The 12,702-nt window shown below is 35.6% G+C and carries 12 protein-coding genes; 2 read left to right on the plus strand and 10 right to left on the minus strand.

Annotation, left to right across the window (positions count from 1 at the left end; genetic code table 11):
- Window positions 1-25 precede the first annotated feature (25 nt).
- The 10 genes from ispD to ACYQ3P_RS04070 all read right to left on the minus strand — a co-directional run bounded on the left by ispD (window position 26) and on the right by ACYQ3P_RS04070 (window position 12,257).
- A complete protein-coding gene (gene ispD, locus ACYQ3P_RS04025) occupies window positions 26-1,195 on the minus strand; it encodes a 2-C-methyl-D-erythritol 4-phosphate cytidylyltransferase (protein ID WP_460176659.1) in 1,170 nt (389 codons plus the stop codon).
- Window positions 1,188-2,186 (minus strand): PIN/TRAM domain-containing protein, encoded by a 999-nt coding sequence (locus ACYQ3P_RS04030; RefSeq protein WP_460176660.1) that lies wholly within the window; start codon window positions 2,184-2,186, stop codon window positions 1,188-1,190. The genes ispD and ACYQ3P_RS04030 overlap by 8 nt, the downstream gene beginning before the upstream one ends.
- A complete protein-coding gene (locus ACYQ3P_RS04035) occupies window positions 2,183-3,613 on the minus strand; it encodes a DegQ family serine endoprotease (RefSeq protein ID WP_460176661.1) in 1,431 nt (476 codons plus the stop codon). The genes ACYQ3P_RS04030 and ACYQ3P_RS04035 overlap by 4 nt, the downstream gene beginning before the upstream one ends.
- Before the next feature lie 490 nt (window positions 3,614-4,103).
- Complete coding sequence (selB, locus tag ACYQ3P_RS04040; protein ID WP_460176662.1) at window positions 4,104-6,014, minus strand: selenocysteine-specific translation elongation factor; 1,911 nt, start codon at window positions 6,012-6,014, stop codon at window positions 4,104-4,106.
- Entirely contained in the window at window positions 6,011-6,622 is a 612-nt protein-coding gene (hisH, locus tag ACYQ3P_RS04045; RefSeq protein WP_460176663.1) for an imidazole glycerol phosphate synthase subunit HisH, read from the minus strand. The genes selB and hisH overlap by 4 nt, the downstream gene beginning before the upstream one ends.
- A 10-nt stretch (window positions 6,623-6,632) precedes the next feature.
- Complete coding sequence (locus tag ACYQ3P_RS04050) at window positions 6,633-8,891, minus strand: DNA internalization-related competence protein ComEC/Rec2 (RefSeq protein ID WP_460176664.1); 2,259 nt, start codon at window positions 8,889-8,891, stop codon at window positions 6,633-6,635.
- Window positions 8,891-10,246 carry a phosphoglucosamine mutase gene (gene glmM, locus ACYQ3P_RS04055; RefSeq protein WP_460176665.1) on the minus strand — a complete coding sequence of 452 codons (1,356 nt, stop codon included), beginning with the start codon at window positions 10,244-10,246 and terminating at the stop codon, window positions 8,891-8,893. The genes ACYQ3P_RS04050 and glmM overlap by 1 nt, the downstream gene beginning before the upstream one ends.
- Window positions 10,247-10,900: a CdaR family protein gene (locus tag ACYQ3P_RS04060; RefSeq protein WP_460176666.1), complete on the minus strand. Its 654-nt coding sequence runs from the start codon at window positions 10,898-10,900 to the stop codon at window positions 10,247-10,249.
- Complete coding sequence (gene cdaA, locus ACYQ3P_RS04065; RefSeq protein WP_460176667.1) at window positions 10,897-11,664, minus strand: diadenylate cyclase CdaA; 768 nt, start codon at window positions 11,662-11,664, stop codon at window positions 10,897-10,899. Before cdaA ends, ACYQ3P_RS04060 begins: the two co-directional genes overlap by 4 nt.
- Before the next feature lie 2 nt (window positions 11,665-11,666).
- A complete protein-coding gene (locus ACYQ3P_RS04070; protein ID WP_460176668.1) occupies window positions 11,667-12,257 on the minus strand; it encodes a SurA N-terminal domain-containing protein in 591 nt (196 codons plus the stop codon).
- Between the two features lie 116 nt (window positions 12,258-12,373).
- Between ACYQ3P_RS04070 and ACYQ3P_RS04075 the strand changes: the two genes are divergently transcribed.
- Both ACYQ3P_RS04075 and ACYQ3P_RS04080 read left to right on the plus strand, forming a co-directional pair.
- On the plus strand, window positions 12,374-12,574 hold the full coding sequence (locus tag ACYQ3P_RS04075) for an FmdB family zinc ribbon protein (protein ID WP_460176669.1): 201 nt from the start codon (window positions 12,374-12,376) through the stop codon (window positions 12,572-12,574).
- Complete coding sequence (locus tag ACYQ3P_RS04080) at window positions 12,510-12,695, plus strand: hypothetical protein (RefSeq protein ID WP_460178093.1); 186 nt, start codon at window positions 12,510-12,512, stop codon at window positions 12,693-12,695. The genes ACYQ3P_RS04075 and ACYQ3P_RS04080 overlap by 65 nt, the downstream gene beginning before the upstream one ends.
- The last annotated feature ends 7 nt before the right edge of the window (window positions 12,696-12,702 follow it).

Consider the following 12,702-nt stretch of genomic DNA (forward strand, 5'->3'; position numbering starts at 1 on the left):
CGTAAAAAGTCAAATTTTTTGCCTGTTAGGTTAAAATTCTGTTTAAGCATATTGCTTGGGCAGCAATTCCTTCTTGTCTTCCTATGAAACCCATTCCTTCGTTTGTCTTTGCCTTGATATTGACATTAAGCCCAAGTTTTTGAAAGTTTTCCTTCATCTTTGGAATATAGGGAGAAAGCTTAGGCTTTTCAGCAAATATTGTGCAATCAACCCATATTGGCTCTATTTGATGATTTTTCAGCAGGTTAAGCGTATTTTCAAGCAAGACAAGGCTTGAGATATCTCTATACGCAGGAGCTGTGTCAGGAAAATGAGTGCCAATATCTCCCATTCCTGCTGAGCCAAGTAGAGCATCTATTATTGCATGTGTAAGGACATCAGCATCTGAATGCCCTTTAAGTCCAAGATGATATGGGATTTCAACTCCACCAATAATTAACTTTCTTCCTTCCTCAAATCTGTGGCTGTCATAACCAATTCCTATTCTTAAATTAGTGGATAGTGGGTGGTGAATTGTTGTCAGCAAAAGAAGGTCTTCTTTTGTTGTAATTTTTATGTTTTTTGGCTCTCCATCTACTGTCACAACTTTTCCTCCATATCTTTCTATTAAAGATGCATCATCTGTGCCGTAAAACCCTTCTTTGTAAGCTTTTTCATAAGCTTTAAGGAGTTTCTTAAACCAAAAAACCTGAGGAGTTTGCACAGCCTTAAGCATTTCTCTATTTAAAGTTCCACCGACAATGTTAGCGCTTTTCATCCATTTTATTGTATCAGTCACTGGAATTACTGGAATTGCTCCATCAACAGAGGAGGTTAAAGCTTTTAAAACTCTTTCTAAGAGGTCTTTGGTTACAAGCGGTCGTGCACCATCATGGATTAAAACTATATCTGTGTCATCTGGCATTGATTTTAAGGCATTGTAAACTGAATCCTGCCTCTCCTTGCCACCTTCAATGATTTGCTTTATTTTGGTGATTTGAAATTTTTCAATATAACCTTTAGCGGTTTCAAACATTTCTTTTCTTGTCACCAGAAAGATACTATCTATTTCTTCAACTTCTTCAAAAGCCTGTGTTGCCGATATAAAAAGAGGCTTTCCATTGATTTCTATAAAAACTTTGTCAGGTGAGCCAAATCTTTTACCAATTCCTGCGGATAGTATGATTGCTCTTATTTTCAATTGAGAATTACTCATCCTCTTCAGTTGTGCTCTCTGTCTTTGGTTTTCCAAATATTAACCTTCCAGTTCCTGTCTGAAGAACGCTGTGAATGATTACTTCTATGGTTTTGCCGATATACTGCCTTCCACCTTCTACGACCACCATAGTTCCATCATCAAGATAGGCAACTCCTTGATCTGACTCTTTTCCCTCCTTGACGATAAATAATGAGAGAATTTCTCCCGGAAGCACTGGTGGACTCATTACTTTAGCAAGTTCGTTGATATTAAGAACAGGAACGCCTCTTAATTGGGCAATTTTAATCAAGTTCACATCATTTGTTATAAGAGTTGCTTTTACAGTCCTTGCGAGTTCAACGAGCTTGGCGTCAACTTCTTTGATTTCAGGGATGTCTTTTTCTATAATTTCAAGCTTTATTTTGTCTGACCTTTTGATTCTGTTAAGTATGTCAAGTGCTCTTTTGCCCTTTGCCCTTCTTAATGGGTCTGGAGAGTCAGCGATAAATTGAATTTCCCGCAGTATAAATTTGGGCACCAAAATAGTCCCTCTTAAAAAGCCAAGCTCTACAAGCTCTGCAATTCTGCCATCAATAAGAACATTTGTATCAAGGATTTTTGGCTCCTCCCATATAGTTTCTTTTTTGATAACTGTCAGTATATCGGTAATTCGTATTTTCTCAGCCTGCTTTAATCCAAAAATACCTCCTGCGTATCCAAAGCCAGTTATTATGCAAAAAACAACGGGTTTGAGCTGAGCGGAGAGGATTAAAAGCGGAATACTAAGGCAAAAGCCTGTAAACACTCCTAAGAAAATGCCGACAAGTGCAAATAATATATGGGATGCATTCATTTTTTTCAGACTTATATAAATCAAGATCAAAAGAAAAATACTGCCTAAAATGATAATCAGAGCATTTGCTGATGAAGAGATTTCATAATCTCCCTGAATAAACTGGGAAACTCCAAAACCAACTGTTATGAGAAAAAGAATGATTAGTAAACTCATGATGCTGAAAGTATTGTATAAAACTTTTTTCCGCCTCTGTTGATAAATACCAAAACATCAGCTCGGTTTATCTTCTGCAGAGCCCTTTGAAAGTCAGATGCAGTCATTATTCTCTGCCTCTCTATCTCCATTATTAGGTCCCCTTTTCTTAATCCTGAACTTTCAGCAGGGGAGCCGGGTTCTATTCTATACACAACAACGCCTTTTTCTTCTGGGTCAATGCCTATTTGCTTGGCAAGGGAATAGTCAAGGTCAACAACAGTTAAGCCTCTTAAGGGATTTTCAGGCTTTTCTGGAGATTTCTTAGTAATCTTTGTTTCAGTAATAGATTCAAATGGAAGTTGCTCAATTGTGATATTTAAAGTATAAATCTGAACATCCCTTGAGATTTTTAGGTTTACCACACTGCCAATTTTACTTTGGGCGACTAAATTTCTCAATATGGCACTTTCTGAAACCCTTTTGCCATCAAATTCCAGTATCACATCCCCTCTTTTTAATCCAGCTTTATAAGAAGGACTTTGTTTTATTACATCAGTGACTATCACTCCAGAGGAGTCTTTTATATTAAACCTCTCAGCAAGCTCTGCTGTTAAGTCCTGTACCATTATACCAATCCAACCTCTAACAACCTTGCCCTCTTTTATCAGGCTGTCTTTAATAACTTTTGCCATGTTGCTTGGTACAGCAAATCCTATTCCCTGATATCCACCTGTTCTTGAAAATATTGCTGTGTTTATTCCGATAATTTCACCCTTGATATTTACCAAAGGTCCCCCTGAATTTCCCGGATTGATTGCAGCATCTGTCTGGATAAAGTCTTCGTAATCAGCAATTCCAACATCAGCCCTGCCGGTAGCACTTATTATTCCCATTGTTACTGTATGGGTCAATCCGTATGGATTTCCTATTGCAAGAACAAAGTCTCCAACCTGAAGTTTGTCTGAGTCTCCCCACGGTGCAACTGGTAAGTCCTTTGCTTCAATTTTTATTACTGCAAGGTCTGTTTTTGGGTCTACGCCTACAATTCTTGCCTTAAAAGTTCTTCTGTCATAGAGTGTTACTTTTATTTCATCGGCCTGTTCAATCACATGATAATTTGTAAGAATATATCCGTCTTCAGAAACAATAACTCCAGAGCCCATGCTCATTTCTTTCCATTTTTTTCCTTGTGAATTTCCAAATGGCTGAAGAAGTTCAAAAAATTCATCAAGGGTTGGTGGGCTTTGAACTGTACGGGTTGTTGAAATATTGACAACAGAGGGTGAGACTGCCTTTACTATTTCAGAGAAACTTTTGACAGGTTCCACAATGTCCCGATAAATCGGGATTGACTGTTTCGGCTTTGTAACAACATAGAAAACAGTGCTTCCAAATATAATTCCCGCAAAGAATATTGCAATTAAAATGAGTGTTTGTCTTTTCATTTCTCTTCAGTCACTCCGTAAAAAATTTTAAAATATAATATCACATTATCCTCGCAATATGTCATGCATAAATTGTGCGATTTTTATAAAACCTTTTTTAGCCTATCATTGCAAGCATTCTGAGTGTATCGTGGCAATTTATGAGATTGCTTCGTCGCTGACGCTCCTCGCAATGACGACAAGGGGAAGTCCTCGCAATGATGAGAAGGGGTAGTCCTCGCAATGACGAAGGCGATGGTCATTGCGAGGCATCCTCCAAGCCCGTCATTGCAGTGCATCCACCAAATCGTCATTGCAATGCATCCACTAAACCTGTCATTGCGAGGCATCCGTTAGGATGCCGAAGCAATCTCGCCTTTTTAGACATTGTCATACCTCACCTTAGATAAGGCTTGCAATGGCAAAAAAACTCTCACAATGTCCTTCTATTCTACATACAATGGCAAATTACATAAGCTTTCTACAAAAACCGCTCGCTATATTGAATACTTTACTGTCCACGAGCCACCATTTTTCTTACATCACCTACTCGGATTGTTATTTTATTTGAATCAAGATACTCAAGATACTCAATTGCATATTTTCGTGAGGTATTAAGCAGAGTCCTAAATTCAGAAACTGTCATTTCATTCTTTTGTGAATAGAATTTTTTAAGTAGTTCAAGCATTTTTTCATATTTATGCTTTGAAAGATAAAGGGAATCATTTATCCTCACCACTTTTCCCTGCTTGGCTAAAGCCTTTAAGATATCACCTAATCTTTCTTCTGGCATTTTTAAAATAGCTGCAAGTTCATTTCTGAATGGTGGCTGAAATTCTTTTTTATCTAACTCTTGAATAATTCTTTTCTCTATTTCAGGCTTAATTTCTTCCTTTTTGGCTGTTTTTAATTTAACAACATTTCCCTCAACAACGATTTCATTTATTTTTTCAAGTAACTTTTTCCAACTGTCATCAAAAAGCCGTGAAACGCCAGCTGACTGCTTCTTTGAATGAGACATAAGCAATGCTCCAAGTTCCTCCTTAGGTAAGCCTTCTTTAAGTGGATTTTTTTGATAAAACTCCTCAAGCAGAGTTATTACTAATGATTTAAAGCTTTGAAATGTATCTGAGTGAAAGAAATGATTTTCTGCCTTGACTATTTTGCCTGCACCTAAAAGCCTGTCAAGAGCCTTTTTTATTTCAGACAAATCAGCATTGATCCATCCCTCAAGCTCAGAAAGGGTCATACCCTTTATGCCTCTTCTTTTTATTTTTACTTCAAGACAGTCAGACAGATTATCACTATCAAGGCCATTTAGATGTTCAAGTAATATCTCCTTTTTTCTTCTTGGTGGGTCTGGATCAAGAATTACTCCGCCTCCGAGTGTCTCCAATGGAGAAAATCTTCTTATTATGAAGCGGTCCTTAGCCATTGCAACGATTGGTTCCTGAAGTTTTATATGAGCAAAGCATGACTCTCCGGGCATTATTTCGTTTTTTTCAAATAACTTTACTTTGCCTACTGTTTCTGAAGTTGTCAGATAGAAATGAACTGGAGCGTTGTGCCTCAAAGGTGTAGAATCGTTAAGAAGATTTATTTTTACTTCAATGTAATCGGTCAATCTCAATTTGTTGGGAATTGTTACAACATCACCTCTTTTAAGGTCCTCCTTTGAAATACCCTGAAGATTCATTCCAACTCGTTGTCCTGCAAACACTTCTTTTTGTGGCTGTCCATGACTTTGAAGCCCTCTGACCTTTGAGCTAAGTCCTGTTGGAAGAATTACCACGGGACTATCAATGCTTATACTGCCACTTAAAACAGTGCCAGTGACAACAGTACCAAAGCCCTTTAAAGTAAAAACCCTGTCTATAGGCATCCGAAATATTCCACCTTTTGATTTTTCCTCAACTTTGAGAGCGAGTTCCCGTATTTTTTCCTTTAAAAGTTCAAGATTAAATCCTGATTTTGCTGAAACAGGTATAATTTCAGCATTTTCAAGAAATGTATCTTTTACTGCTTCCTTTACATCTTCCTTTGCAAGTTCCAAAGTTTCTTCATCAACAAGGTCAGCTTTATTAAGCGCAATTAGCCCAGATTTTATTTTTAAAAGGTCGCAGATAGCAAGATGCTCTTTTGTCTGAGGCATTACTCCCTCATCAGCAGCTACAACAAGCATTACCATATCAATCCCACCCACGCCAGCAAGCATGTTTTTTATCAAACGCTCATGTCCGGGAACATCCACAATTCCAACAATTAGGTCAGGATAGGTAATATATGCAAACCCAAGGTCTAAAGTTATTCCCCTCTCTTTTTCTTCCTTTAGTCTGTCTGGGTCAATACCAGTGAGTGCTTTTACAAGGGAGCTTTTTCCGTGATCAATGTGTCCGGCGGTTCCAAGTATGACTTTTTTCATCTTACGAGGTTTACAAAATTTTGAAGAAGTTTTAAACCTATTTTCTGAGATTTTTCTGGATGAAACTGCGTGGCGAAAATATTTTCATAGATGAGCATTGATGTAAAGTTTATTCCGTATTCAGTCACTCCTGCAACCACTGATTCTTCTTCTGGTGCCACATAGTATGAGTGAACAAAATAGAAATAGGAATGCTCAGGAATTCCATCAAGCAGTTTGCTTTTTTTCTTGAATGTAACAGTATTCCATCCCATGTGAGGAATTTTATATTCATTGGGAAGATTAAATCTCACGACCTTTCCTTTAAAAATATCAAGACCTTTGCAAATTCCGAATTCCTCTGACTCTGAAAACAAAATTTGCATTCCAAGACATATTCCAAAATATGGCTTTCCCTTTTGAATCTCTTCTTTTATTACTTCAAGGATTCCAAGATTAGCAAGATTTCCCATGCAGTCCTTAAATGCACCAACACCAGGAAGAATAATTGCCTTTGACTTTTTTATTTCCTCTGGATCATGAGTGATGACAACATCTCCTCCGACAGCCTCAACTGCCTTTGAAACGCTTCTTATGTTTCCCATTCCATAGTCAACTATTGCTATCATAGCCTTAATTTTACCATAAAATAAAAAGCTTTTTTAAATTTTCTACTTCTTCATATGGCTTAAACATTGTCTGTTCATAGGTTTTTAATTTTAGCTTGCCATCGGCACTTTCTACAATTTGAATTGCTCCATCTATGTCAGTTCTGTAAATTGTGCAATCTTTACTTATAAAATCAATCACTTCTTTATGGGGATGATGATATGGATTGCTTTTTCCAACACTTATTATGCATATTGGCTTTTTATCTTTAAAAATAGCTTTATAAAACTCTTTATTTAAAGAATTTTTACTTCCGTGATGGGGAATTTTTACTACATCAGAAACTGCATACTTAAGTGGAATGCTTTCAAGGGCATACACTCCAGCGTCTGATGTAAAAAGATAAGAGTTTTTGAAACATTGAAGTTTAAAAATTAATGAAAGTTCATTGCTGTCTTTTGAAAGTTTAGAAACATAAAAATCTTTATATGGATGAAGAACTGTAAATGTGCATGAACCTATTTTCAAAACATCACCTCTTTCAAGATGCCTCTGTGCTGGAATATTTGCAATGTTGTATTGAATGTATCCATTATCCCATATTTCTTTTACATTGAAGTTTTCAAGGATTTTTAAAAATCCTCCTGCATGGTCCTTTTGCTCATGGGTTATAATTAGAGCTTGCAAATCACTGTAACCTTTTGCCTTTAAAAAACTTTGAGCCTCAAATCCTGTTTTCCCTGTATCAATCAGAAAAGCTCCATAAGGAGTTTCCACAACTGCAGAGTCTGCCTGTCCAACATCAAGGAAAGTTATTTGTAATGAGTTTTTGTCTTGATTAATTAAAATAAAGCTTAAAAAACTTGTAATTGCAAGAATAAAAATGCTCAGGCAAAGAATGAGCTTTTTAGAGCTTTTGAATGAATAATAAATGAAAAGAATTAATCCAAATCCAATATAAAAAATGATTACACTTGCCAAAGGAATTGGAGGAATTGTTATTGATGAAAATGGAATTGATGAAAGAGCATGCATTAAGCTAAAAGAGATTTTTGAAACAGTATTTACAAGCTCTGCCAAGGGATAGTAACCAGTAATTAAATAAATTGCTACAAAATTTATATTCAGTGGAAAAAGCACCATTCCTATTAAAATGCCTGCAGTAAGGTTTGAAAGGGGAGAAATTGTTGAAAAATAGTGAAAATAATAAATTACAATGGGTGCAGTTGCCAAAGATGCAAAAAGGCTTATGAGAAAGCTTAATGCCACATAGGATAATGCTTTGTTTTTGATTTTTTCTTTTAATGTTTTGTAAATATCTGATGCAAATCCTATGGCAATACTTGCAAGAAAGCTCAGCTGAAAAGATATTTCCTGCCAAGCATTTGGTTCAATTATAAGTATTATTAGGCATGCCCAGCTTAAGGTCAAAATCCATAATGTTTTTCTCTCTGTGAGAACCCCAATCATAAATAATGTTGCCATTATAAATGCACGGGTTGATGGATAACTTGGCTCAATTAGCAGAAAATAAAAAAGCATTAAAGGAAAGCAAAGAATTATGCTTAATTGTGATGGTTTAATGTAAAAAGTAAGATAAACAAGCCATTTATAAGGTAAGAGTTTGTTTATTTGTCTAAAAAATATGAAACAAACTGTAAAAAGAAAGCTGAAGTGGGCACCCGAAATTGTTAAAAGATGAATTAGTCCAGTTTTTTGAAAGACTTCCTTAAGTTGTTTGGAAATCTGAGATTTCTCTCCTGTTGTCATAGCAATCATAACTGCTGCAGTTTCTTTATCAAGGCTTTCTTTTAGTTTACTGTTAATATTTTCCCTCAAAAGTTCAAAGAAGCCATAGCTGACTTTTTCATGTGCAGTTGTTTTTGTTGCAATGCAAAATTTTTGAGAAGATTTGATAGTATATGGATTTTTATTGGAAGGTTGAATTTTGCATTCTATGCTGTAAATGACACCTTTTTCAAGTTTCTCCTTTGAATATACCTTTATTTTTTCACCATCAAGAGTTTTAAAAAAATAAAGTTTATCAGACTCTCCAACTATGTAGCCTCTGAATGTAGAGGGTTGCAGTATCTCATTTCTGCTTTCAGCTGAAATTCCATAAAAGATACCAGCTAAAGCAACAGCAAGACAAATAATTGCTTGGATATATCTTTTTCTTAAAAAACTTATTAAGACAGGCAAGGAGGCAAAAAGTGTAGATATGACAGGAAAGAATTTAAAAATTAAAGAAAGGGAAATGCCTAAGATAGCAGAAAAAATGTAAATCATCAATTCAGTATTTCATTTGCAAACTTCTCAAGCTCCTCTGCAATTTCATCAAGCTTTTGAGAGTCTTCCTCCTCAACCATAATTCTTATTTTTGGCTCTGTGCCTGATGGTCTAATTATTATTCTGCCGTTCATGTTCTGTTGAATTGATGAGGCTTTATCATTTAGCTTTTTTAATGCGTCTTCAATTTTTTGCTTTGAAGCTCCTTCGGGAATCTTTATATTTTTTAAAACTTGTGGATATCTTGGAATTTCTTTAACAAGCTCACTTAATGTAGTTTGATTTTTCTTTATTATATATGCAATCTGCACTGCAGTAATAGGACCATCTCCAGTATTTGTATAATCCATGCATAAAATGTGTCCTGACTGCTCTCCACCAAGATTGTATCCACCTTTTAGCATTTCCTCAACAACATATTTGTCACCAACTTTTGTGCGGACAAGCTCTATTCCTAAATTTTTCAAATATTTTTCAATCCCCATGTTTGTCATAATTGTTGCAACTACTGTATCATTTTTAAGTCTTCCTTCTTTTTTAAGCTCCTTTGCCCATACTGATAAAATAAAGTCTCCATCAACAATATTGCCTTTTTCATCCACAAGAATTGTTCTGTCTGCATCTCCATCATGGGCAACTCCTAAATGGGCTTTTTCATCAAGAACTTTTTTCTGAAGAACTTCAGGATAAAGTGCTCCACATTCTTTATTAATATTAAAACCATCAGGTTTGTCATTTATAGTAATTACTTCAGCACCAAGTTCTTTAAAGAGAGTAGGAGTTATTTTGTATGCTGCACCATTTGCTGGATCAACAACAATTCTGAGACCTTCTAAATTAAAATCTTTAGGTAAAGTTGATTTTACAAATTCAATGTATCTTCCCTGCGCATCATCAATTCTGTATGCCTTTCCTAATTGATGTGCCTTTGGTCTAGTTTCTGGAAAATTTGGTTTATTTAAAAGTTCTTCAATTTCTTTTTCAAGTTCTTCAGAAAGTTTATAACCATTGTTTGAAAAAATTTTTATTCCATTGTCATCATATGGATTGTGGGATGCAGAAATTACAATTCCTGCATCCATTCTCATGCTTTTTGTCAAATATGCCACAGCTGGAGTAGGGATTGGTCCGACAAGATAAACATCTCCTCCCATTGAAGTAATTCCAGATGTAAGTGCTGATTCAATCACATAACCAGAAATTCTTGTGTCCTTTCCAATTAAAATTTTTGGTTTATGTGGAAGTTTTTCTTTTAAAATATGGCATAAAGCCATTCCTACTTTAAGACAAATTTCAGGTATCATTGGAAAGTTGTTAAGTTTTCCTCTTATTCCATCTGTTCCAAAAAGACCCATCTATTTCCTCCTCAGCTTGACTGTTACATAAATAGTGTCTTTCTCAGACCTGAAAATCCTTCCGTCAGGATTTATTTTTACCTGCGTTGTTAAATTTTCATTTATTCCTTCAATATCAACAGGCTCTGTTTTTAATACTCTGATTCTGTCAAGTTCGCTTTTAGCTCCCTCAATTGTTATACTTGAAGGATTAACTTCAACAGAACTTAATATAAAGCCTTGTGCAGGATTGCCTGTAACAACTGCTCTGACAGGCACTGTTTTTCTTTCTTTTTTATCCATGAATACTTTTACAACAGAGGGTTCAATTCTTAAAATCTCAATCCCACGAGGAAGTTTTATGGATGATCTGGTAATGGGAATGGAGTTTTCTCCATATTTTACATTTGAAAGGTCAACAATAACCCTGATTTCAGCCCTTGATATCTCTCTAAAAATTCTTTCCCTTGCCGAGATTGAGACAGTTATCTTCTTTACGCTTTGCTTCAAAATCTCCATTTCAGAAGGAGTATTCTTAAATTCCAAAGGAATCTCAAGAGAGGTCTCTGTCTGTCCTTTGAAAGTTACAAAAAACCATAAGAAAACCGCAAGGGCAACAGAGATAATTTTGATTGTTATATTTTCCGTGAGTATTTTTCTTAAAGTGTTGTTCATTTTCTCTCTCTTTCAGTGGTAAACAAACTTGTAAGTCTTTCCCTTAACTTTGCCATATCAAGGTTAGTCTCAAGAGTTCCAGCAACAGCAAGGGAAATACTTCCTGTTTCCTCTGACACAATTACAGCTATTGCATCTGTCTCTTCAGTGATGCCCAATGCAGCCCTGTGTCTTGTTCCATAGGTTTTGCTGATGTCCGCACCTAATTTTATTGGAAGAAAGCAACCTGCTGCCACAATTCTGTTGCCTTTTATAATTACTGCTCCATCATGTATTGGACTTGTAGGATGAAATATGCTCATAAGAAGCTCCTTTGTCACTTTAGCGTCAAGGGGAACTCCAATTTCAATATACTCCTGCAGACTTACATCCCTCTCAAAAACTATCAATGCACCTATTTTTTTAGTAGCCAGTGATTGAGATGCTTTAACGATTTCCTCAATGGCTTTCATCTCTCCCGCTGAACTAAATTTATAAAAAATAGGAGTCTCTCCCATCTGGGCAAGGGCTTTTCTTATTTCAGGCTGAAAAAGAATGATTAATACGATAACGATTTGTGTCCAGAAGCTCTGTATGAGCCAGTCAAGGGTGTAAAGTTCAAGAAATCTTGAAAAAAGAGAAAGAGCAAGCAAAACTCCAACTCCAACGAGCATCCTCGCAGCACGAGTCCCCTTTACAAGCAAAAAAACCTTGTATATGATGTATGAAACTATTGCAATATCAAATAAATCCTGCCAACGAAGCTGGTTTAAAAAATGCTCCATTCCTAAGATAATGCCTCTTTGTTTATCTTTATTGGTATATTAGACTTAACCGCATTTAAAAAAGCTTTTATATAAGCCTCATCAGAGATGTCACTTGCTCCCTTTGAAGATGCTATGATCTGAAGAGTTTTTCCAATCGTAATCTCCCTTTTTAAGCTTGCTTCATATTGAGCAGGATTTAATCTGTTTAATTTTAAGACCTGAAAATAAATATCTCTCTGGAAAACACCGTTTCTCATAAATCTCGGATCATTAATGATGGCATCCTGAACTTCTTTGTCAGTTGCCTCTATTTCATATTTTTTGGCAATCCACAGCAAAACTTCCTCGTTAATCAAGTCCTCAAGTATTTTCTCTTTAAGTCCTTGCTCCATTTGAGTAGCTTGTTCTTTAAAAACTTCTCTATAAAATCTTCTTGTCTCTTCATAGATTCTCCAGAACCTTTCAGCTGATATCTTTTGTCCGTCTACATCTGCCACATATTCCATTTTTGGCTTATCTACTGTGCCAACTCCCCAGAAAATAAAAGTGATAATTACGAGAAAAAATAGAAAATAGAAATACTTGGCATTTTCACGCAAAATCTTAATCATTCAATTCCTCCTGTGTTGATAGCTATGACTAATATTTACTTTAAAAGAATTTTTAGGTATAAGGCAAGCTATGATATAATAAAAAAGCCTATACAAAAAGATAAAGGGGTGATAAGATGCCTATTTATGAATATGTATGCAAAAATTGCGGTGAAAATTTTGAAGTCCTTGTATTTGGCAACAAAACAGTTACTTGTCCAAAATGCAATTCAACGGACATATCAAAAAAATTTTCAGCCTTTGCAATGAAGGGTGTTCAAAAAGGTAATTCAGGTTGTTCTTCTTGTAAGTCTTCTTCATGTAGTTCTTGTAAGTAAAGTTTTGATGATTAGCAAATCAAAATCAATAAACTCTCGTCTTTGCAAATCTCTTGATTTTTTAAAGCATCTGAATGATTTGCCATGCACCCTTCGGGTGCTTGCTATGATAGAAATATAGAGGTAAA

Source organism: Thermodesulfovibrio hydrogeniphilus (genome assembly GCF_054657355.1).

Coding starts and splice junctions, on each gene's coding strand:
- ispD (WP_460176659.1), bottom strand. CDS start 1,195: ATGAGTAATTCTCAATTGAAAATAAGAGCAATCATACTATCCGCAGGA.
- ACYQ3P_RS04030 (WP_460176660.1), bottom strand. CDS start 2,186: ATGAGTTTACTAATCATTCTTTTTCTCATAACAGTTGGTTTTGGAGTT.
- ACYQ3P_RS04035 (WP_460176661.1), bottom strand. CDS start 3,613: ATGAAAAGACAAACACTCATTTTAATTGCAATATTCTTTGCGGGAATT.
- selB (WP_460176662.1), bottom strand. CDS start 6,014: ATGAAAAAAGTCATACTTGGAACCGCCGGACACATTGATCACGGAAAA.
- hisH (WP_460176663.1), bottom strand. CDS start 6,622: ATGATAGCAATAGTTGACTATGGAATGGGAAACATAAGAAGCGTTTCA.
- ACYQ3P_RS04050 (WP_460176664.1), bottom strand. CDS start 8,891: ATGATTTACATTTTTTCTGCTATCTTAGGCATTTCCCTTTCTTTAATT.
- glmM (WP_460176665.1), bottom strand. CDS start 10,246: ATGGGTCTTTTTGGAACAGATGGAATAAGAGGAAAACTTAACAACTTT.
- ACYQ3P_RS04060 (WP_460176666.1), bottom strand. CDS start 10,900: ATGAACAACACTTTAAGAAAAATACTCACGGAAAATATAACAATCAAA.
- cdaA (WP_460176667.1), bottom strand. CDS start 11,664: ATGGAGCATTTTTTAAACCAGCTTCGTTGGCAGGATTTATTTGATATT.
- ACYQ3P_RS04070 (WP_460176668.1), bottom strand. CDS start 12,257: ATGATTAAGATTTTGCGTGAAAATGCCAAGTATTTCTATTTTCTATTT.
- ACYQ3P_RS04075 (WP_460176669.1), top strand. CDS start 12,374: ATGCCTATTTATGAATATGTATGCAAAAATTGCGGTGAAAATTTTGAA.